This window comes from Actinacidiphila rubida (assembly GCF_900110255.1).
GTDB classification, from domain to species: Bacteria; Actinomycetota; Actinomycetes; order Streptomycetales; family Streptomycetaceae; genus Actinacidiphila; species Actinacidiphila rubida.
The window spans coordinates 54,307-72,441 of sequence record NZ_FODD01000011.1; the positions used below are offsets into that span (position 1 = coordinate 54,307).

The 18,135-nt window shown below is 74.8% G+C and carries 17 protein-coding genes; 6 read left to right on the top strand and 11 right to left on the bottom strand.

Annotated elements, in window-relative coordinates; translation table 11 throughout:
• Nucleotides 1–26 precede the first annotated feature (26 nt).
• The 3 genes from BMW99_RS13065 to BMW99_RS13075 form a co-directional block, all read right to left on the bottom strand.
• Entirely contained in the window at nt 27–1,169 is a 1,143-nt protein-coding gene (locus BMW99_RS13065) for a CaiB/BaiF CoA transferase family protein (RefSeq protein ID WP_069466130.1), read from the bottom strand.
• Nucleotides 1,170–1,514: 345 nt separating this feature from the next.
• On the bottom strand, nt 1,515–3,077 hold the full coding sequence (locus tag BMW99_RS13070; RefSeq protein WP_069466131.1) for an APC family permease: 1,563 nt from the start codon (nt 3,075–3,077) through the stop codon (nt 1,515–1,517).
• Nucleotides 3,078–3,117: 40 nt separating this feature from the next.
• Nucleotides 3,118–4,077: a hypothetical protein gene (locus BMW99_RS13075; protein ID WP_069466132.1), complete on the bottom strand. Its 960-nt coding sequence runs from the start codon at nt 4,075–4,077 to the stop codon at nt 3,118–3,120.
• A gap of 239 nt (nt 4,078–4,316) precedes the next feature.
• Here BMW99_RS13075 and BMW99_RS13080 point away from each other — a divergent pair, with 239 nt between their 5' ends.
• From BMW99_RS13080 to BMW99_RS13090, 3 genes are all read left to right on the top strand, one after another.
• On the top strand, nt 4,317–5,699 hold the full coding sequence (locus BMW99_RS13080; RefSeq protein WP_107485363.1) for a hypothetical protein: 1,383 nt from the start codon (nt 4,317–4,319) through the stop codon (nt 5,697–5,699).
• Between the two features lie 197 nt (nt 5,700–5,896).
• Nucleotides 5,897–6,262 carry a nuclear transport factor 2 family protein gene (locus tag BMW99_RS13085; RefSeq protein WP_075016838.1) on the top strand — a complete coding sequence of 122 codons (366 nt, stop codon included), beginning with the start codon at nt 5,897–5,899 and terminating at the stop codon, nt 6,260–6,262.
• A gap of 162 nt (nt 6,263–6,424) precedes the next feature.
• Nucleotides 6,425–7,885 carry an MFS transporter gene (locus BMW99_RS13090; RefSeq protein ID WP_075016839.1) on the top strand — a complete coding sequence of 487 codons (1,461 nt, stop codon included), beginning with the start codon at nt 6,425–6,427 and terminating at the stop codon, nt 7,883–7,885.
• A gap of 103 nt (nt 7,886–7,988) precedes the next feature.
• Here BMW99_RS13090 and BMW99_RS13095 read toward each other — a convergent pair whose 3' ends face one another.
• The 5 genes from BMW99_RS13095 to BMW99_RS13115 all read right to left on the bottom strand — a co-directional run bounded on the left by BMW99_RS13095 (nt 7,989) and on the right by BMW99_RS13115 (nt 13,214).
• Nucleotides 7,989–8,429 carry a nitroreductase family deazaflavin-dependent oxidoreductase gene (locus BMW99_RS13095; protein ID WP_069465677.1) on the bottom strand — a complete coding sequence of 147 codons (441 nt, stop codon included), beginning with the start codon at nt 8,427–8,429 and terminating at the stop codon, nt 7,989–7,991.
• A 142-nt stretch (nt 8,430–8,571) separates the two neighbouring features.
• The gene (gene pspAB / locus BMW99_RS13100) at nt 8,572–9,135 is read right to left on the bottom strand and encodes a PspA-associated protein PspAB (RefSeq protein ID WP_069465676.1); all 564 of its coding nucleotides are present in this window, start codon (nt 9,133–9,135) and stop codon (nt 8,572–8,574) included.
• A complete protein-coding gene (gene htpX, locus BMW99_RS13105; RefSeq protein ID WP_069465675.1) occupies nt 9,135–10,037 on the bottom strand; it encodes a zinc metalloprotease HtpX in 903 nt (300 codons plus the stop codon). Before htpX ends, pspAB begins: the two co-directional genes overlap by 1 nt.
• A gap of 138 nt (nt 10,038–10,175) precedes the next feature.
• A complete protein-coding gene (locus tag BMW99_RS13110) occupies nt 10,176–11,129 on the bottom strand; it encodes a quinone oxidoreductase family protein (RefSeq protein ID WP_075016840.1) in 954 nt (317 codons plus the stop codon).
• Between the two features lie 924 nt (nt 11,130–12,053).
• Nucleotides 12,054–13,214, bottom strand: coding sequence for a citrate synthase (locus BMW99_RS13115; RefSeq protein ID WP_069467252.1), 1,161 nt, complete (start codon nt 13,212–13,214; stop codon nt 12,054–12,056).
• 164 nt (nt 13,215–13,378) lie between these two features.
• On the opposite strand from BMW99_RS13115, the gene BMW99_RS13120 reads away from it, so the two are divergent.
• The gene (locus BMW99_RS13120) at nt 13,379–14,641 is read left to right on the top strand and encodes a citrate synthase (RefSeq protein WP_069467253.1); all 1,263 of its coding nucleotides are present in this window, start codon (nt 13,379–13,381) and stop codon (nt 14,639–14,641) included.
• Nucleotides 14,642–14,716: 75 nt separating this feature from the next.
• Here the strand turns inward: BMW99_RS13120 and BMW99_RS40735 are convergent, their stop codons facing one another.
• The gene (locus tag BMW99_RS40735) at nt 14,717–14,926 is read right to left on the bottom strand and encodes a hypothetical protein (RefSeq protein WP_069467254.1); all 210 of its coding nucleotides are present in this window, start codon (nt 14,924–14,926) and stop codon (nt 14,717–14,719) included.
• A gap of 122 nt (nt 14,927–15,048) precedes the next feature.
• On the opposite strand from BMW99_RS40735, the gene trxA reads away from it, so the two are divergent.
• Both trxA and BMW99_RS13130 read left to right on the top strand, forming a co-directional pair.
• Complete coding sequence (trxA, locus tag BMW99_RS13125; protein WP_069467255.1) at nt 15,049–15,429, top strand: thioredoxin; 381 nt, start codon at nt 15,049–15,051, stop codon at nt 15,427–15,429.
• 116 nt (nt 15,430–15,545) lie between these two features.
• On the top strand, nt 15,546–17,261 hold the full coding sequence (locus BMW99_RS13130; protein WP_245791419.1) for a bifunctional 3'-5' exonuclease/DNA polymerase: 1,716 nt from the start codon (nt 15,546–15,548) through the stop codon (nt 17,259–17,261).
• Between the two features lie 40 nt (nt 17,262–17,301).
• Here the strand turns inward: BMW99_RS13130 and BMW99_RS13135 are convergent, their stop codons facing one another.
• Nucleotides 17,302–17,520, bottom strand: coding sequence for a hypothetical protein (locus BMW99_RS13135; RefSeq protein ID WP_069466285.1), 219 nt, complete (start codon nt 17,518–17,520; stop codon nt 17,302–17,304).
• Nucleotides 17,517–17,948 carry a hypothetical protein gene (locus BMW99_RS13140; protein ID WP_069466287.1) on the bottom strand — a complete coding sequence of 144 codons (432 nt, stop codon included), beginning with the start codon at nt 17,946–17,948 and terminating at the stop codon, nt 17,517–17,519. The genes BMW99_RS13135 and BMW99_RS13140 overlap by 4 nt, the downstream gene beginning before the upstream one ends.
• Between the last annotated feature and the right edge of the window lie 187 nt (nt 17,949–18,135).

The following is an 18,135-nucleotide window of genomic DNA, read 5'->3' on the forward strand; positions in this document are numbered from 1 at the left end:
CTTTCGGTGAGGGTGGGGGCGGGCGGTCAGTCGGTGGCGAGCGCGGGTACGTCCCAGTCTGCTGCGACATCCGCGGTGTGCGCGCCAGGACGGGCCGGCGGGCGCCGCACCGCGGTGGGCGTGGCGCTGAACCTGGGAGCGGGTGCGGGCTGCACGATCCCGGCGTCCTCGGTGAACGTGCCGCGGGCCGCCAGGTGGGGGTGGTCGGGTGCCTCGCCGAGGGTGAGGACCGGGGAGACGCAGGCGTCGGTGCCGTCGAACACGGCCGTCCACTCCTCGCGGGTGCGGGTGCGGAACCGGGCGGCGACGGCCGCGCGCAGCTCGGGCCAGCGGGCCGGGTCGGCGCGCAGCGCGGCCTCGTCCGGGGCGAGGCCCAGCAGCGCGGCGAAGGAGTCGTAGAAGCGCTGCTCCAGCGCGCCGACGGCCATGTGGGCGCCGTCGGAGGTGGCGTACACGCCGTAGAACGGGGCGCCGCCGTCGAGCAGGTTGCCCTCGCGGCGGTCCTGCCAGGCGCCGGCCGCGCGCAGCGCGTGGATCATCGTGGTGAGGTGGGCGGTGCCGTCGACGATCGCGGCGTCGACGACCTGGCCGCGGCCGTGCGCACGGGCGTGGTGCAGGGCCGCGAGGACGCCGGTGACCAGGTAGAGCGAGCCGCCCGCGTAGTCGCCGAGGAGGTTCGCGGGGGCGGCGGGCGGTCCCGCGGCCGGTCCGGTGAGGTCGAGGGCGCCGGTGACGGCGATGTAGCCGATGTCGTGGCCCGCGGTGGCCGCGAGGGGGCCGTCCTGGCCCCAGCCGGTCATCCGCCCGTAGACCAGACGGGGGTTGCGGGCCAGGCACGCGTCGGGGCCGACGCCGAGCCGCTCGGCCACGCCGGGGCGGTAGCCCTCGATGAGGACGTCGGCGCGGGCGGCGAGGTCCAGGACGGCGGCGCGGCCCGCGTCGTCCTTGAGGTCGACCACGACGGACCGCTTGTTGCGGTTGGTCAGGTCGACGGCGGGGTCCACGCCGAGGCCCGGGCCGCCGGGCCGGTCGACGCGGACGACGTCGGCGCCGAGGTCGGCCAGCACCATGGCGGCGAACGGCCCGGGGCCGATGCCCGCCAGCTCGACGACCCGCACTCCGTCGAGCGGCCCGGCCCCGCCCTCGTGCTTCGCCGCGTCTGAGGTCACATCATGGATCGTAGGAACGTGTTCCAGTTTTGGCAAGAGCTGACTGAGCGCTCGCTCAGCTCCACCGCGGTCTCCCCGCGCCCCTCACGCCTGCCCCTGGAACGCCGCACTCCGGCCCCGCCGCGGGGCGCCGTCACTCGACCAGCCACACCAGCCCCTCAGGGCGCGAGGAACCGCGCGGGCAACCCGCCACCGGCCGGTGGACCGGGCACGCCACCGACCACCCCGGCCGGCCGGCGGCCGGCCGCCGCCGAAGCCGCGCCCGCACCACGCCCCGGGGGAAATGCCGGACGGCCCGCTCCCCGCCCGGACGGGCGGAGGCGGGCCGTCGTGCGGTGCGGGCGGTCAGGCCGTGGCGTCCCCGGCGCGGGCGGCGTCCGCCGCGTCCGCGGCCTTCTGCAGCTGGAACGCCTCGTTGCCCTGCCCGATCCTGGCGTGCACCTCGGGCTTCCTGGAGTGCAGCACCAGGCCGACGACGAGGCCGATCACCGCGGCCAGCGCGATGATGCCGGGCAGGACCCAGCGCAGGCCGTGACCGGGGTTGGCGCCGAGCAGGACCGCGAAGTCCTTGACGGAGTACACGAAGATCACCATCAGGGCGACCGCGGCGAGCCCGGAGGTCACCAGCCGCCACGCCTGCACCCCGGCGGCACCGCGCTTGACGAAGAACACGATGACCGCCACCGCCGCGGTGGCCATCAGCAGCACCACGCCGAGCGCGCCGACGTTGCCGGCCCAGGTGAACAGGCGCAGCACCGGCGCCGTCGGGTCCGGCCCCATCTGCTTGTCGAAGTGCCCGTTGTCGGTGACGGCGAAGCCCACGACGACGATCAGCGACACGGCCGACTGCAGGAAGGAGCCGACCGCCGGCGCGCCGCTGGTCTTGGAGGTGCGGCCGACCGCGGACGGCAGCAGGCCGTCACGGCCCATCGCGAACGCGTACCGGGCGACCACGTTGTGGAAGCTCAGCATCGAGGCGAAGATGCCGGTGATGAAGAAGACGTTCAGCAGGTCGGTGAACCCGTTGCCCAACCGGTCCTGGTTCAGGGCGAAGATGAGGTTCGCGGACTGCTGCTGCGACTGGCCCACCACGTGCGAGGGACCGGTCGCCACGGTGATCGCCCAGGAGCTGAACGCGAAGAAGACCGTGGCGAAGCCGATCGCCAGGAACATCACCTTGGACACGACGCGCTGCGGGTCGCTGGTCTCCTCGGCGTAGACCGGGGCCTGTTCGAAGCCGACGAAGCCGGCGATCACGAAGCACAGGGCGGTGCCGAGGCCGGCGCCGCTGAGCGTGCCCGGGTCGAACGCGTGCAGGGACACGCCCTGCGGGCCCGGGTCGGTGACGAAGCTGAAGTCGAAGACCAGCGTCAGCACCGTCTCGATGAGCAGCAGCACGCCCAGCGTCCGGGCGTTGAGGTCGATCTTCAGCGCACCGAACACCGCGGTGAGGACGACGCCGGCGAGCGCCGGGATCCACCAGTCGACGTTGTGGTGCCAGTGCTGGAATATCTGCCCGGAGATCTCGAAGCCGAAGATCCCGTAGGTGCCGATCTGCATGATGCTGTACGCGAACAGCGCCACGTAGGAGGCGCCGGCGCCGGCCGTGCCGCCCAGGCCGCGGGAGATGTACGCGTACAGCGCACCGGCGTTGTGCACGTGCCGGCTCATCTCGGCGTAGCCGAAACTGAACAGGGCCAGCACGGCGCCGACGATCACGAACAGCAGGGGCACGCCGACGATGCCCATGGTGCCGAACGTGGTCGGGATGACACCGGCGACCACCATCAGGGGGGCGGTGGCGGCCAGGACGGAGAGCAGGAGGGCCGGGGCCCCGATGCGGTTGGCGCGCAGCGCGCGTTGCTCCCCCTTGAACGTGCTGATCTCGTTCGAACTCCCCGTCAGCATGGCTGCGGTCCTTCCCAGGAGATGATGCAGGTGTCGGGTGTCATGAAGAACCGAAGCCGAGCGCGTAGTTGCGCGCGGCCCGGAACGCCTTCTTGGGGTCGCGGTCGGGGTACGTCCAGGGGACGCGGGTGACCTGCGAGCCGATCCGGTTGAAGAGGGCGGCGGCCTCGACGGTGTCCCCGGAGTGGAACTTGCCGAAGGCCAGGTAGTTCAGGTCGAGCGCCAGCCGTGGATGGCTGCTGCCGCCCTGCCACTCCAGCCACCAGCCGAACCCGGCCCGCACGCTGGTCCTGGCGCGCGAACTGGTCCAGTAGGGAAGCCCCGAGGGGTCGGAGGGCAGCGCGCCCTCGACCGCCAGGACGCGGTACCGCTCGATCAGGGCGACCAGCGGCAGCACGGCCAGCGGCGATCCCGCGCCGGCCTCGCCCGCCGCCCACTCGGCGAACTCGTAGACCTCGTGGAACGGATCGTCCCCGTCGGTCTTCTGACGCTCCGCCAGGCACTGCGTCATCAGGTGGTGGCCGTGGTGGTGACCGCGGTGCCGGCCGCGCACCTGGTCGAAGGCCCGCACCTGCTCGTCGTCGGTGCCGGTGCGGCGGGCCAGGATCAGCAGGCACAGCCACGGCGTCGGGTCGCTGGGCGCCATCCGGGCCGCCCGCATGCACGCTTCTCGTGCCACGTCCGCGCTCTGCTTGCCGGCCGCGGCGCGGAACACCGCGGCGCAGGCGGTCAGCGCGGCCGCGTCGGGGCTCTCCGGCTCGGCCAACTGCCATTCCTGGGCCCAGACGGAGGCGGACTTGCCCTCGCCGAGCACAACCATCCGGTGCCCTCGCAGGTCCCAGTCGGTACCGGTCCGCGCGAGGAGCGCGCGAACGTCGGTCCACCGCCCCTGCGCCAAGGCGGCACGGGCGGTGATGAGTTCGTCGTCCCCGAAGGCAGGGTCGAAGGCCACGTCGTCTTTGCCCCGCGTGAAGCGGAAGGGTGGCGGCGGTGGGGTCATCCGCGGGCAGCCCTCCACGGCGCGGCGTTACGTCCAGTGATCGCGAACAGCCAACCGGTAGGCGGCTGTCCGCAACAAGGTCAGTCCTGTTGTCTCGCTGTAGTCCCTTAGGGTTACAGGGGTTTGGGTCGGGGATCGGCACGCAAAGCGGGCGCCCGGCTGGCGCCGGGAGCGGCAATCCTGATATCGAGACCCTGATCGCGGCAGGGCTGGTGCACGGCAGTGGGGGATCCGGGGACATGGACGGCAGAAACGTGGCGCGCGACGACTCCGCCGGCTCCACGCACCCTCTGGCCTACGTCCGGCGCCGCCACGGCTGGAGTTACCAGGACCTGGCGCGGGTCGTCGCCGAGCACGCGCGGGCCCTCGGCGTGCCGATGGCGGCCCGCCGCGAGAAGGTGTGGCGCTGGGAGCACTGGGGCGTCGTCCCGGAGGCGGACAGCCAGCGGGCGCTGGCCCGCGCGCTGGGCGTGGCGGCCAAGGACCTCGAGGAGCGGCCGTGGCCGCGCTGGCTGCCCGCTCACGGCGGGATGCCGGACGGCCTGCCCTGGACGGTCCAGGGGAGCCGCACCGCGCTCGTGGCGCTCGTGGACGACGGCAGCGGCGACCCGCGCGGCTATCCCATCGCCGACGGCCAGGCGCTGCGGGACGCTATCGCCGACTGGGACGGTGCGGAGACCGAGGGGTGCGCCTCCCCGCCCGCGCCCGCGGGACCGCTCTCCGAGCGGGTGCCTGCTCAGTCGCCCGGCCCCGGCGCGGAGTTCGACGCGCCGCCGTTCGTCGACGGCCCGGTCCTCGACTGGCTGGAGGCAGGCGTGCTCGGCCTGCGCCGGCTCGACGACCGGCTCGGCGGGGCCGCGGTGCGCCACCGCGTGGAGGCCGATCTGCGGCTGGTGTCGGGGCTGTTGGGGCGGGACGTGCACGGCGCGGCGGCCCAGCGGCGGTTGCTGCGGGTCGCCGCGGACCTGGCCCAGCTCGGCGGCTGGGCGGCCACCGACACGGGCCGGCACGGCGCGGCCCAACGTCACTACCTGACCGGCCTGCGGCTGGCGCACAGCGCCGGGGACCGTGCGCTGGCCGTCGCCCTGTGGGGAGGTCTCTCGCTCCAGTCGGTGATCGCGGGCCGGCCGCAGGACGCGGTCGCCGCCGCCGAGGCCGGCGTGCGGTCGGCGGGCGGTACGCCGCCCGCGGTGCGGGCCCTGGCCGCCAGCCGGCTGGGCCGCGCCCACGCGGCGATGGGGGCGCCGGGCGCCTTCCGCCGGGCGGTGGCCGAGGCCGAGCGGCAGCTGGATGCCGCGGAGGCGGACCCGGGACCGGCGTGGCTGTACTGGCTGGACGACGCCGAACTCGCCGCGCAGGCCGGGCAGTCGCTGCTCGACCTGGGCCAGGCGTACGAGGCGCGGCCGCTGCTGGAGCAGGCGCTGGCCATGCAGGACGTCGAGTTCGTCCGCGACCGCAGCCTGTACGCGGCGCGGGCCGCGCTCGCCCGCGCGATGACGGGCGACCTGGAGGGCGCCCGGTCGCTCGGCCGGGAGGCCGCCGGCCTGTCGCGGCACTGCGGCTCGCCGCGCCTGGCGGCGGCGCTGGACGCGCTGAAGGCACGCCTCGACCTGCACCGCTGACCGGTCCCCCGGGATCGCCCGGGCCCGTCGACGGATGGGGCGGCCGGTTGCCGCGCCGCGGTGACCGATGCGGCCGCCGCTGATGACCACAGCACTGCCTAATGCTGACGGATTCCGTGTCCGTCGCCGCTCCGTACCGTCTTGACCTGCAAGAACACGGCGCAACCCGGCGCCGGTGACCGCAGGGAGAAACCGTCATGAGCGACCTCCAGTACCTGGCCGAGCGCTACATCGCCGCGTGGAACGCGACCGACCCGGCCGCCCGCCGCGCGCTGATCGGCGAGGTCTTCGCCGACGGCGCCCGCTACACCGACCCGCTGGCCGACGTGACCGGGCCCGACGCGCTGGACGCGGTCGTCGCGGCGGTGCAGGCCCAGTTCGCGGGCCTGGTCTTCACCCTCGGCCCGGTCGACACCCACCACCACATCACCCGGTTCACCTGGGAACTGGGGCCGGCCGGCGGCGAGCCGCTGGTCGTCGGCTTCGACGTCGCGGTCACGGGCGAGGACGGGCGGATCCACAGCGTCCTCGGCTTCCTGGACAAGGTCCCGGCGAACGGCTGACCGGCCCGGTCGGCGGCCCCGCGCCCGCCTGGTGCGCGGGGCGCCCGCCCCATTCCCCCCGCTCCCCCGCCGCCCCTGCCGCTCCGGCTGCCCTCCCCCGGCCTGCCCGTGCGGTCCGGCGCCCCGGCTTCCCGGCTTCCCGTTCCGTGACAGGAGTTCGCCATGGCTTCGGCCTCCACCACCGCATCCCCGCCCGCGGCGCAGGACCGGCCGGCCCCGGCCGCCGGCCGGTCCGGCCTGGGCCTGCTGGTCCTGCTCGCCGCGACGTTCATGACCGCCCTCGACGTCTTCATCGTCAACGTGGCCATCCCCGCGCTCCAGGGCGACCTGCGCGCCGGGACCGCGGCCGTCCAGTGGGTGGTGGCGGGCTTCGGCCTCGCCGTCGCCACCGGGCTGGTCACCGCCGGCCGGCTCGGCGACATCTTCGGGCGCCGGCGGATGTTCTCCCTCGGGCTCGCCCTGTTCACCGCCACCTCCGCAGCCTGCGGGTTCGCCCCGACTCCGGGCACCCTGGTGGCCGCCCGGGTGCTGCAGGGGCTGAGCGCCGCCCTGATGGGCCCGCAGGTGCTGGCGATCCTGCAGACCGGGTACACCGGCCGGGCCCAGGCCCGCGCGTTCGGCATGTACGGCATGACGATGGGCGTCGGCGCGGTGTTCGGGCAGCTCATCGGCGGCCTTCTGATCAGGGCCGACCTCCTCGGGCTCGGCTGGCGGGCCTGCTTTCTGATCAACCTGCCGATCGGCCTGGCCGCGCTGGCCCTGGCGCCGCGGGCGCTCGGCGAGTCGCGTGCGCCGCGGCGGCCGCGGCTCGACCCGGTCGGCGTGGCCCTGTCGACCGCGTCCGTGGTCGCCCTCGTCCTGCCGCTGATCCAGGGCCGGGCGCTCGGCTGGCCGGTGTGGACCTGGATGTGCCTGGCCGGCTCCGCGGCGCTGGGCACCGCCTTCGTGGCGCACCAGCGCCGGCGGGGCGCGGCGGGCGGGGACCCCGTGCTCGACACGCGCCTGTTCCGGCTGCGGGGCTTCTCGCTGGGGGCGCTCGCGCAGCTGGTGTTCTGGGCGGGACAGGGCTCGTTCTTCCTCGTCCTGGCGCTGTACCTGCAGGCCGGCCGCGGGCTGGACGCGCTCGCGTCGGGCACGGTGTTCCTGTCGATCGGCGCGGGCTACCTGCTGACGTCGACGGCGGCGCACACGATCGCCGCCCGCCTCGGCAGCCGCACGGTGCCGGCCGGCGCCCTGCTGATGGCCGCGGGCCTGGGCCTCCTGTGGGCCGCGGTGCAGACGTCCGGCACCACGGGCACCCTGTGGGAGCTGACACCGGGCCTGTTCGTGGACGGCGTCGGGATGGGCATGGTGATCGCCCCGCTCACGCACAGCGCGCTCGGCGACGTCCCCGCGGAGCTGGTCGGCTCGGCGTCCGGGCTGGTGGCCACCATCCAGCAGATCAGCGGCGCCCTCGGCATCGCCCTGATCGGCATCGTGTTCTACGGGGCGGCGGGCGACGGCGCCGGCCGCGGCTACCCGCACGCCCTCGGCCTGGGCCTGGCGTTCCTGACGGCCCTGGAACTGTCGCTGGCGGTGCTCACCGCGGTGACCGCGGCGAGGGCAGGACGCGCCGCGCGGTGACGCCGCGCCGGAGCGCGACCGCGGGCACGGGGCCGCGGACGCGGCGGCGCGGGAGACGTCGCGGGCGCCCCTCACCGAGGGGCGCCCGACCTGTCGCGTGCCGTCAGACCCGGCGGAGCCGGAGCACCGGGATGTCCCGGTCGGTGCCCTTCTGGTAGTCCGCATAGGGCGCGTACACGTCCAGCAGGTGCGGCCACACCCGCGCCTTGTCCTCCGCCGACAGCACCTCGGCACGTGCGGCGAACCGCTCGCGCCCGACGCGCACGTGCACGTCGGGGTTGTCGCGCAGGCTCAGGTACCACAGGGGGTGCTCAGGAGCACCGCCCTTGGACGCGACGATCAGGTAGTCGTCGCCGTCCCGGCCGTAGATCAGCACGGTCCGCAGCCACTGGCCGCTCTTGCGGCCGAGGTAGTCGAGCAGCAGGCACGGGGAGCCGTTCATGTCGGTGGCTTCGGTGCCGTCCGACTCCTCGTAGCGGCGGGCCTGCTCGGACACCCAACTGGTCGGACTGACCTTGACGTCGGCGGGGTCGTACACGGTCATGCGCTTCCTCCATCACGGGAGATCGTCACCGATCATCCCCACTCTAAGCACGGGAGGCCGCGTACCGCCGCCGCGGCCGGACCGGATCGCACGTGAGGGCCCCGTCCGGTCCCCCCGGTGCCCGTCCCGCGCGCCCGCGCGCTCACTCCGCCATGCCCGGCGCACCCCAGACCGGGAACCAGCGGGCGTGGTCGGATTCGATCCGCAGGTCGTTCCCCAGGAGCGCGGCGATCTCCAACTCCCGCGCGTTGTCCCGCTTCTGCTCGCCGGGCAGCTGGCAGACCGGGTAGAAGCTGCCGCGCTTGTACAGGTAGACCAGGGCCAGGGAGGGGCCGCCCGCGGGGTTGGCGAAGCCGACGAGGGAGCAGAGCAACTGCGGGCCGAACCCGTGCTGCTCGAGCGTGGAGTTGATCGCGTGCAGGTCCGTGACCAGCCCCGTCATGTCCTCGGGGTCGTGCCGGGAGAGCAGCCATGTGTAGCCGTAGGAGTCGCTGCTGGTCTCGGTGGCCAGCAGGGTGTGCAGCTCCTGCTGGATCTCCGCGAAGGCGCCGCCCTCGACGGCGGCGAAGCACACCGACCCCCGCCCGGTGGGCCGCAGTTCGCTCGCGGCCTGCAGCGTGATGGCCGCCGAGCTGAGCCCGAACAGCTGGTCCAGGTCGGGCCGCACCGGCTTGGTGCGGCCGAGCAGCACGTCGAGGAGGCCCATCAGCGGCGGTCCAGTTCGCGGGTGATCTGGCTGAGCTGCTCCAGTCGGGCCTCCAGCGTGGGGTGCGTGGACAGCAGCTTCGACAGCGACGCCCCGGAGCTGAGGGCGGGCGCGAAGTAGAACGCGTTGAACGGCTGGGAGGCCCGCAGGTCCTCCGTCGGGATACGAGCGATCTGGCCGCTGACCTTGGTGAGCGCCGAGGCCAGCGCGGAGGGGCGGCCGGTGAGCAGCGCGGCGCTGCGGTCCGCGGACAGCTCGCGGTAGCGCGAGAGCATCCGGGTGAGCAGGAAGCTGATCGCGTAGACCACCGCGCTCACCAGCGGCACGAGGATCGCGATCATCGCGGTGTTGGCGTCGCGGCCGCCGCGGCGGAAGCCGCCCCACAGGCCGATGCGGGTGATCACCCCGGCGAGGATGCCCAGGAAGGACGCGATCGTCATCACGGCCACGTCCTTGTGGGCGACGTGGGACAGCTCGTGCGCGATCACGCCTTCCAGCTCGTCGGGCTCCAGGCGGCGCAGCAGCCCGGTGGTCGCGCACACCACGGTGTTCTTCTGGTTGCGGCCCGTGGCGAACGCGTTCGGCACGTCGGAGTCGGCGATGGCGACCTTCGGCTTGGGCAGGTCGGCGAGCGCGCACACCCGGTCGACCACGCCGTGCAGCTCGGGCGCCTGCTCGGGAGTGACCTCGCGGGCGCCCATGCTGAACGCGGCGATGCGGTCGCTGAACCAGAACTGCGCGACGAACAGCAGCCCGGCGATGACCAGGATCGTCGGCCATGCGCCCCGCAGCAGGGCGAGCAGCGCGCCCACGAAGACGACGTACAGGAGTCCGATCAGGAACATCGTGACGACCATCCGTGTCGTCAGTCCCCGGTCGGGAGCGAAGCGGTTCCGGTTCATGGCCCCTCCCGATGCGTGCGGGGCACGGGTCGCGGGGGGCGGCCGGGGTGTGCTCCGTTGGTTGGCGGTGCGGTGGTGGTGCTTATGCCTGCTTACTACCCAACGATGCAACGACCGGGACGGCCCGGGCGGTTCCGCTCAACGGGTGGTGTCCAGGGCGAGCTTTCCCACCGTACGCCTGGCGCGCAGATCCGCATGGGCGCGCGCCGCCTCCTCCAACGGGTACACGGCGCCGACCTGCGGCTTCAGGGAGCCGTCCGCGGTCAGCGCGAGCAGCTCGGCCAGCGGCTCCCGGTACATCCCCGGACGGCCCAGGCAGTGCGCCAGCCAGAAGCCGACCACGGCCCTGGACCGGCCCATCAGCGCCTCGGCCCGCACCGCGGTGGCCGGCACCCGGGAGGCCATCCCGTACGTCACGAGCCGGCCGAACGGCGCGAGGGCCGCCAGCGAGGCGTCGAAGACCGGACCGCCGGTCATCTCCAGCACCACGTCGACCTTGCGTCCGCCGTTCGCCTCGACCAGCCGCTCCTTGAGCCCCTCGGGCGCGGCGTCGACGGCCACGTCCGCGCCCAGCTCCAGCGCCAGGTCGCGCTTCTCCTTCGACGAGGCCGTGGCGATCACCCGTCCGGCCCCGAAACGCCGGGCCAGCTGCACGGCCAGCGACCCCGTCCCGCCGGCCGCCGCGTGCACCACGACGCTCTCGCCCTCGGCGAGCCGCGCGGACGTGCGCAGCAGGTGCCACGCGGTGACGCCCTGCACGACGAGGGCCAGCGCCTGCTCGTCGCTGACGCCCTCGGGCACGTCGTGCGCCATCGCCTCGTGCACGACGGCGCGTTCGGCGTACCCGCCGTTGTCCGTCAGCGCGACGATCCGCCGGCCGTCGCCGGTCCGGCCGGCGACCTCCGCGCCCGGCACCATCGGCAGGCTCGACCGCGACAGGTAGCTGTCCTCGACGGTGTGCGTGTCCGCGTAGTTCACTCCCGCGCGGCGGACGTCCACCAGCACCTGGCCGGGACCCGCCACCGGCTCGGGCAGCTCCGCGACGCGCAGCACCTCGGGGCCGCCGAACTCGGTGATCTGGATTGCGCGCACGCTCGCTCCTTCAGTGACGGGCCGTCCCTGCTACCCGCGGGTAGCTTCTCCCGTCCCACACTACCGACTGGTCGGTATGCCGTCACCACCCCCTGGCCAACGGGGTGCCCCCGGGGCTTGCTGGGTTCGGCCTACGGGGTGCCCCCGGGGCTTGTCGGCCGTCCACCGGCCAACGGGGTGCCCCCGGGGCTTGCTGGGTCGGCTTCCGGGGTGCGCCCGGGGCTTGCTCGTTGTCCACCGGCCGGTGGGTGCTCGGCTTCCGGGGTGCCCCCGGGCCGCCGTTGCCGTCGCACGGTTCACCGTGGTTGTTCGCGCAGTTCCTCGCGCCCCTGATATGCGTGCCCTTTGTCCGTGGGGTCGGGGGCGCTCCGGAAGCGTCTCCTCGGAAATGTGCATACGGGTTCGTACGTATCGGCACCCGGGGGCCGCGCACATTTCTCTGCGGGGGAGCACTTCCTCCCCACCCCCTCCCGCTCACCCACCGTGCGGCGGGGGACTTGGGGCACGGCCAATGTCCTCCCGTAGACGGGGACGGGCCGGAGGGGGACGATCCGGGTGTGTCCCCGCAGAGCTTTGCAAGGCCCCGGCCCACCTCTTCGGAAAAAGCCGCCATGCAAAGGTCGAGGAGACACTCCCGGAGTGGCCCCTGACCCCACCCACGAACCTGCACCGCCAGGGGCGCGAGGTCCCCCAGCCTTCGGCCGGGAGGTGCCCCCAGCGCGACCAGCCGAAACGAGACCGGCAGACGGCAGCGCGCAGCGCGGGGCACCCCGGAGGCCGCAGGGGCGCGGGGTCCCCCAGCCTTCGGCCGGGAGGTGCCCCCAGCGCGACCAGCCACAACGAGACCGGCAGACGGCAGCGCGCAGCGCGCGGCACCCCATTGGCCGAACGGAGCGAAACCCGCACCCAGCGCCCGGAAAAAACTCAGAGCGCCGGCACCGGCACCGCCGGGGACGGTCCCACGTACCGCGCGGCCGGCCGGATGATCTTGCTGTCCTCCGCCTGCTCCAGGACGTTCGCGCTCCACCCCACGACCCTCGCCGCCGCGAACGTCGGCGTGAACATCGCCCGCGGCAACCCGCACAGTTCCATGACGACGCCGGCGAAGAACTCCACGTTGATGTGGAGGTTCCGCCCGGGCTTGAGCTCGGCCAGCACCGTCTCCGCGCGCTCCTCGACCTGGACCGCGAAGTCCACGAGGTCGCCGCCGAACTCCCGGGCGATCGCCTTGAGCATCCGCGAGCGGGGGTCCTCCGTGGTGTAGACGGGGTGGCCGAAGCCCATGATCCGGTCCCCGGCGAGGATGTGCTCGCGCAGCCACCCGTCGATCCGGTCGGGGGTGCCGATCGCGTCGAGGGTGTCCAGGGCGCGGCTGGGCGCGCCGCCGTGGAGCGGGCCGGAGAGCGCGCCGAGGGCGCCCACCAGGCAGGCCGCGAGGTCCGCGCCGGTGGAGGCGATCACCCGCGCGGTGAAGGTGGACGCGTTGAAGCCGTGGTCGACGGTGGAGATGAGGTACCGCTCGACGGCCCGGGCCGCGCGGGCGTCGGGCTCGTGCCCGGTGAGCATGTAGAGGTAGTTGGCCGCGTGGGCCAGGTCGTCGCGGGGCTCGACGGGCTCCAGGCCCTGCTCGAGCCGGTAGAGCGCGGTGATGAGGGTGGGGACCGCGGCGCAGGCGGCCAGCGCGTCGGCGCGCCGCCGGTCGGCGTCGATGTCGTAGACCGGCCGGAATCCGGCCGCGGCGCCCAGCAGCGAGAGCGCCGTGCGCAGTCCGGCGAGCGGCCCGGACGCCGCGCCGGCGCGGGCGATGGCCGGGAGGGCCGCCCGCACGCCGTCGGGGAGGTGCCGCAGCGCCGCGGTCTCCGCGGTGAACGCCGCGCGCTCGGCGGCGCCCGGCAGCGAGCCGCGGACCATCAGGTGCCAGACGTCCTCGAAGGTGCGGCTGTCGGCCAGCTCGACGGCGGAGAACTGGCGGTAGTGGTAGAAGCCCTCGGCGCCCCTGACGTCGCCGAGGGTCGTCTCGGTGACGATCACGCCCTTCAGGCCGCGGGGTACGTCGACGGGGGCGGTGCGCTCGGTGGTCGGCATCGTTTCCTCCTTGGTGTTGACTTGACTGTCCATCATTGATTGAGTTGATGTCAACATTGATTGATGGGTTGATTGAACGCCTGTACAGTCACGTTTCGGCACGCGCCGCGGGGCCCGCCGGGCCACCGCCGGAGGCGGCCCCGGATCCGGATACGGTGAGGCCCATGGCAGAGGACGCAGCGCCCGGTACCGGCGACGACGGCCGGATCAGCACGCGGGAGGCCGCACGGCGGCTCGGCGTCAAGCCCGAGACCCTCTACGCCTATGTGAGCCGCGGCCTGCTCGGCAGCCGCCGCGTCCAGGGCGGCCGCGGCAGCACCTTCGACCCCGCGGAGGTCGCCGCGCTCGCCCGCCGCGGCCGGCCCGCCTCCGGGACCGAGGCGTCGCCCGCGGCCGACGCCGGCATAGGCCGCGTCCGCACCGGGATCACGCTGATCGCCGGCGACCGGTACTACTTCCGCGGGGTGGACGCGACGGAACTGGCCGCGGCGTACTCCTTCGAGGAGGTCGCCGAGTGGCTGTGGACGGGCCTGCTGCGGCGCGGCGTCCGCTTCGAGGCGCCGCCGCAGCCGCTGGCCGCCGCCAGGCGGGCGGCCGCCGCGCTGCCGGCCGACTGCGGGCTGATGGACCGGCTGCGGGTCGCGGCCATCGCCGCCGCCGCGGCGGACCCGCTGCGTTTCGACCTCGCCGAGGGCGCCGTGCTGGGCTCGGCCCGCAGCCTCATCCCCACGCTCGTGGACGCGCTGCCGCCGGCCGGGCCGGCCCAGCGCGGCTCGGGCCCGATCGCGCTGCGGCTGTGGTCACGGCTGACCGCGCGCCCCGCCGACGACGCGTCGCTGCGCGTCACGGACGCCGCCCTGGCCCTGCTCATCGACCATGACCTGGCCGCCTCCACGCTCGCCGCGAGGGTCGCCGCCTCGGCCCGCGCGCACCCCTACGCCGTGGTGTCCGCGGGACTGGGCGCGCTGGACGGCCCGCTGCACGGGCAGGTCAGCGGCCTCGTCCACCGGATGCTGGCCGAGGTCGTGGAGCGCGGTTCCGCGGGTCCGGTGGTCGCCGAGTACCTGCGCGCGGGGCTGCGGGTGCCCGGGCTCGGCCACCGGCTCTACCAGGGCGACGATCCGCGGGCGCGGCTGCTGTTCCGCCTGCTGGAGGAGGTTCCGGAGGCGGCCGCGCCGCTGGCCGCCGCGCGGGACGTGGCGGCCACCGTGGCCCGGCACAGCCCCCAGCACCCCAACGTCGACCTCGCCCTGGGGACCCTGTCGCTGTCCTGCGGGATGCCGTCCGAGGCCGGGGAGATCGTGTTCTCGGTGGCCCGCACCGCCGGCTGGATCGCGCACGCCCTGGAGGAGTACGCGGAGCGGCCTCTGCGGATGCGCCCGGTCGGCGCCTACGACGGGCCGAAGCCGGAGCAGCCACTGCCCTGAGGCCGCGGGCCGGCCGCGACGCCGGCGCGGAGCCCACGGCGGCGCGGACGCCCTCTCAGCGCGCGGAGCCGCGACTCACAGGCCGGTGACGCGCGGGATGCGGCCGACGAGCTCGGCCCACTCGCGGTCCGCCTGCCCGGGCACCATGCGGCCCGCGGAGCGCCACTGGGCGGCCAGCGCGGTGAACACGGGCGCGTCGGTGCTCTGCAGAACCGTTCCGCCCCGCGCCACACGCCGCTGCTGTGCGTCGATGTCCTCTTGCCGGACCCACTTCGAACCTGCCATGCGCTGATCAACGAGGGGGAACCGCGGCCCGCCATGCCGACCCCCGCCGCACCACTCGGACGAGTGAACTCCCCCGGCGGTGCCGGAGGAATTTCCCGCCGCCCCCACCCGTTGTGGGGGGCATGAGCACTGTGGAGCTGACCAAGGAGAACTTCGACGAGGTCGTTTCCTCCAACGACTTCGTCCTCATCGACTTCTGGGCCGCCTGGTGCGGCCCGTGCCGGATGTTCGCCCCGGTGTACGACAAGGCGTCGGAGAAGCACGGCGACCTGGTGTTCGCCAAGGTCGACACGGAGGCGCAGCCGGAGCTGGCGGCCGCCTTCCAGATCCAGTCGATCCCGACGCTGATGATCGTCCGCGACAATGTCGCGGTGTTCGCGCAGCCGGGCGCCCTTCCCGAGCCGGCCCTGGAGGACGTGATCTCCCAGGCCCGCGCCCTCGACATGGACGAGGTGCGCAAGTCGGTGGCCGAGGCCCAGGCCCAGGGGCAGACCGGGGAGTGACCCTCCTCCCCGCGCCCTGAGGTCCTCCCCTCGCACCGAGGGTCAGCCCTCCCCCGCTGCTCGCGGCCCCGGTCGGCACCGGGGCCGCTGTCAGTGCCGCCGGTTACTGTCGCGTGGTGGCTACAGCTGTCGCCGGTGGCGTGCGGATCGCGGTGGCCCCGGACCCGGTCGGGTCCGGGGGCCGGCTGCGCGTGCTCGCCGAGGACGGCGGCCCGGCCTCCCCGGTGCAGGGCGTGCCCGATCTGGCGGCCGAGGTGGCCCGGCGGGAGGCCCTGGAGCGCCCGCGCTGGGTGTGGGCGGCCACCGACGAGGTCTACCCGTGGCTGCTGGACCGCGCCGCGGTGCGGCCCGCGCGCTGCCATGACGTGAAACTCGTGGAGTCGCTGCTGCTCGGCCAGGAGGCCCGGCACCGGCGGCCCCGCTCGCTGGGCGCCGCCTGGGCGCGCCTGCACGACCGGCCGGAACCCCCCGACGCGCCGGAGCCCGGGGCGGACGACCAGCCGGTGCTCTTCGCCGCCGACCGCCACCATCTGCCGCCTGGCACCGACCTCCTGGACGCACTGGTCGCGGTGCACGCCGCGCAACTGCGCCGGATCGCCGACGGCCCGCACCCCGAGCGGATGCGGCTGCTGTGCGCGGCGGAGTCCGCGGGCGCGCTGGCCGCGCTCGAGATGGGGCGCGAGGGCCTGCCGTGGAGCGCGGCCGTGCACGACGAGCTGCTGACCGGCCTGCTGGGGCCCCGGCCCGCCGCGGGCGCGCGGCCCGCGGTGCTCGGCGAGATGACGTTGCGCCTGCAGGAACTGCTGGGCCGCCCGGTCAACCCCGACTCCCCCGCGCAGATGCTGCCGGCGTTCGCCCGGGTCGGCGTCCCCCTGCACTCGACCCGGTCGTACGAGCTGCGGTCGGTGGACCATCCGGCCGCCGCGCTGTTCCTGCGCTACAAGGAGCTGTCCCGGATCCACGCGGCGCACGGCTGGGCGTGGCGGGAGAGCTGGGTGCGCGGCGGCCGCTTCCGTCCCGAGTACGTGGTCGGCGGAGTGGTGTCCGGCCGGTGGGCGACCCGCGGCGGCGGTGCGCTGCAGATCCCGCGGCTGCTGCGGTCGGCCGTCGTCGCCGATCCCGGGTACCGCCTGGTGGTCGCGGACGCCGGGCAGCTGGAGCCGCGGGTGCTGGCCGCGATGTCCGGCGACAAGGGTCTGGCGCGGGCCGCGGCCGCGGGCGATCTCTACGCGGCCCTGGCGCAGGACGCGTTCGGCGGCGACCGGCCGCGCGCCAAGATCGGCCTGCTGGCCGCGATGTACGGGCAGACCAGTGGCGAGGCGGGGCAGTTGCTCGCGGTGATGCGGCGCCGGTTCCCCGCGGCGCTGGCGCTGGTGGAGTCGGCGGCCAGGACCGGGGAGGCCGGCGGCATCGTCAGGTCGCAGCTGGGCCGTACCTCGCCCGCCCCGTCGGCGGAACGCTTCTTCGCCGAAGGGGGCGAGGGCGGCGACGGCGGTGCGGACCCCGGCGACGCCGCGTCGCCGGACCGCCGGGCGGCCCGCTCGTGGGGGCGCTTCACCCGCAACTTCGTGATCCAGGCCAGTGCGTCGGACTGGGCGCTGGCCATGCTGGCGGCGCTGCGGCGGCGGCTGGCGGAGATCGGCCCGGCGCCGCGGCTGGTGTTCTTCCAGCACGACGAGGTCATCGTGCACACCCCGCTGGACCTCGCGCCCCGCGTGGAGGCGGCGGTGACGGCGGCGGGCGAGGAGGCCCGCCGCCTGGTGTTCGGCCCGACGCCCGTCCCGATCCCGCTGCAGACGCACGCCGTGGAGTGCTACGCGGACGCCAAGTAGCGCGCGGGGGCCCGGCGGTGGCGCCGCCGGGCCCGACCGGTCACTTGTCGGCCGACGCGTCCTTGTCCGCGGCCGAGGCCGCCGAGTCGGCGTCGTCCACGAGCTTCTTCATGTGGGCGAGGTCCGAGGCCGACGGCGCCGACGGCGAGGCGTTGCCCGAGCCGTCGGTGGTGGTGCCATGGTGGGCGCAGCCGCCGAGCACGGCGACGGCCAGTGCGGCCGCCGGCAGCAGCGCGGCCGCCCGGAGCCGGCGGGTCACTTCGACTTCCCCCCGTTGGTGAAGTGCTGGGTGCCGCACCAGGTACGGACGGCGTCCAGGTCGGAGCTGCGCTGGTTGAGCGTCGGCACCAGCGACTTGCGGAACGTCAGCCGGTCCGACAGGAACTTCGCCACGGCGGTGTCGCCCTTGGCGTTCGCGTTGTCCACGCGCTTCTGCAGCCGGGCGACGGAACCGATCTCGGTGTCCGGGCCGTTCAGGCGCTGCAGCGCGCGGTCGATGCGCGCGTCGATCTTGGGCACGCGCTTGCACAGGGCCCGCGCGCCGTCCCCGGTCGGGGCCTTCGCCGCGGCCTTCGGCGTGGACGCGGTCGCGCCGGTGTCGGCCGCGGCGCTGCCCGCGGCGGTGAGCAGGGCGGCGGCGATCGCCGCGGTCACCGCGACGGCGCTGCGCGTACGGGTGGTGCGCATCAGGTCCTCCCTCGTCATCCGGCACCGCACCCACGCGGCGCCGCTTCGTCCCGGAGGGTAGGAACGCTCTTTGTGGAAACCTTGTGGTCCCCGCGACGGTCGGGAGACGGGCGCCCCCGGCCCCACGCGCCTTCGGCCGGCCCCGTCGCGCGGTCCGCCCCACCGGCACGGGCCACCCCGTAGCGTG

What these genes read in the sequence shown, in the direction of transcription:
- BMW99_RS40735 (WP_069467254.1), bottom strand. Translation starts at nt 14,926, where the DNA reads ATGGCAGGTTCGAAGTGGGTCCGGCAAGAGGACATCGACGCACAGCAG.
- BMW99_RS13120 (WP_069467253.1), top strand. Translation starts at nt 13,379, where the DNA reads ATGGCAGAGGACGCAGCGCCCGGTACCGGCGACGACGGCCGGATCAGC.
- trxA (WP_069467255.1), top strand. Translation starts at nt 15,049, where the DNA reads ATGAGCACTGTGGAGCTGACCAAGGAGAACTTCGACGAGGTCGTTTCC.
- BMW99_RS13070 (WP_069466131.1), bottom strand. Translation starts at nt 3,077, where the DNA reads ATGCTGACGGGGAGTTCGAACGAGATCAGCACGTTCAAGGGGGAGCAA.
- pspAB (WP_069465676.1), bottom strand. Translation starts at nt 9,135, where the DNA reads ATGGGCCTCCTCGACGTGCTGCTCGGCCGCACCAAGCCGGTGCGGCCC.
- BMW99_RS13075 (WP_069466132.1), bottom strand. Translation starts at nt 4,077, where the DNA reads ATGACCCCACCGCCGCCACCCTTCCGCTTCACGCGGGGCAAAGACGAC.
- htpX (WP_069465675.1), bottom strand. Translation starts at nt 10,037, where the DNA reads ATGAACCGGAACCGCTTCGCTCCCGACCGGGGACTGACGACACGGATG.
- BMW99_RS13085 (WP_075016838.1), top strand. Translation starts at nt 5,897, where the DNA reads ATGAGCGACCTCCAGTACCTGGCCGAGCGCTACATCGCCGCGTGGAAC.
- BMW99_RS13115 (WP_069467252.1), bottom strand. Translation starts at nt 13,214, where the DNA reads ATGCCGACCACCGAGCGCACCGCCCCCGTCGACGTACCCCGCGGCCTG.
- BMW99_RS13140 (WP_069466287.1), bottom strand. Translation starts at nt 17,948, where the DNA reads ATGCGCACCACCCGTACGCGCAGCGCCGTCGCGGTGACCGCGGCGATC.
- BMW99_RS13095 (WP_069465677.1), bottom strand. Translation starts at nt 8,429, where the DNA reads ATGACCGTGTACGACCCCGCCGACGTCAAGGTCAGTCCGACCAGTTGG.
- BMW99_RS13080 (WP_107485363.1), top strand. Translation starts at nt 4,317, where the DNA reads ATGGACGGCAGAAACGTGGCGCGCGACGACTCCGCCGGCTCCACGCAC.
- BMW99_RS13090 (WP_075016839.1), top strand. Translation starts at nt 6,425, where the DNA reads ATGGCTTCGGCCTCCACCACCGCATCCCCGCCCGCGGCGCAGGACCGG.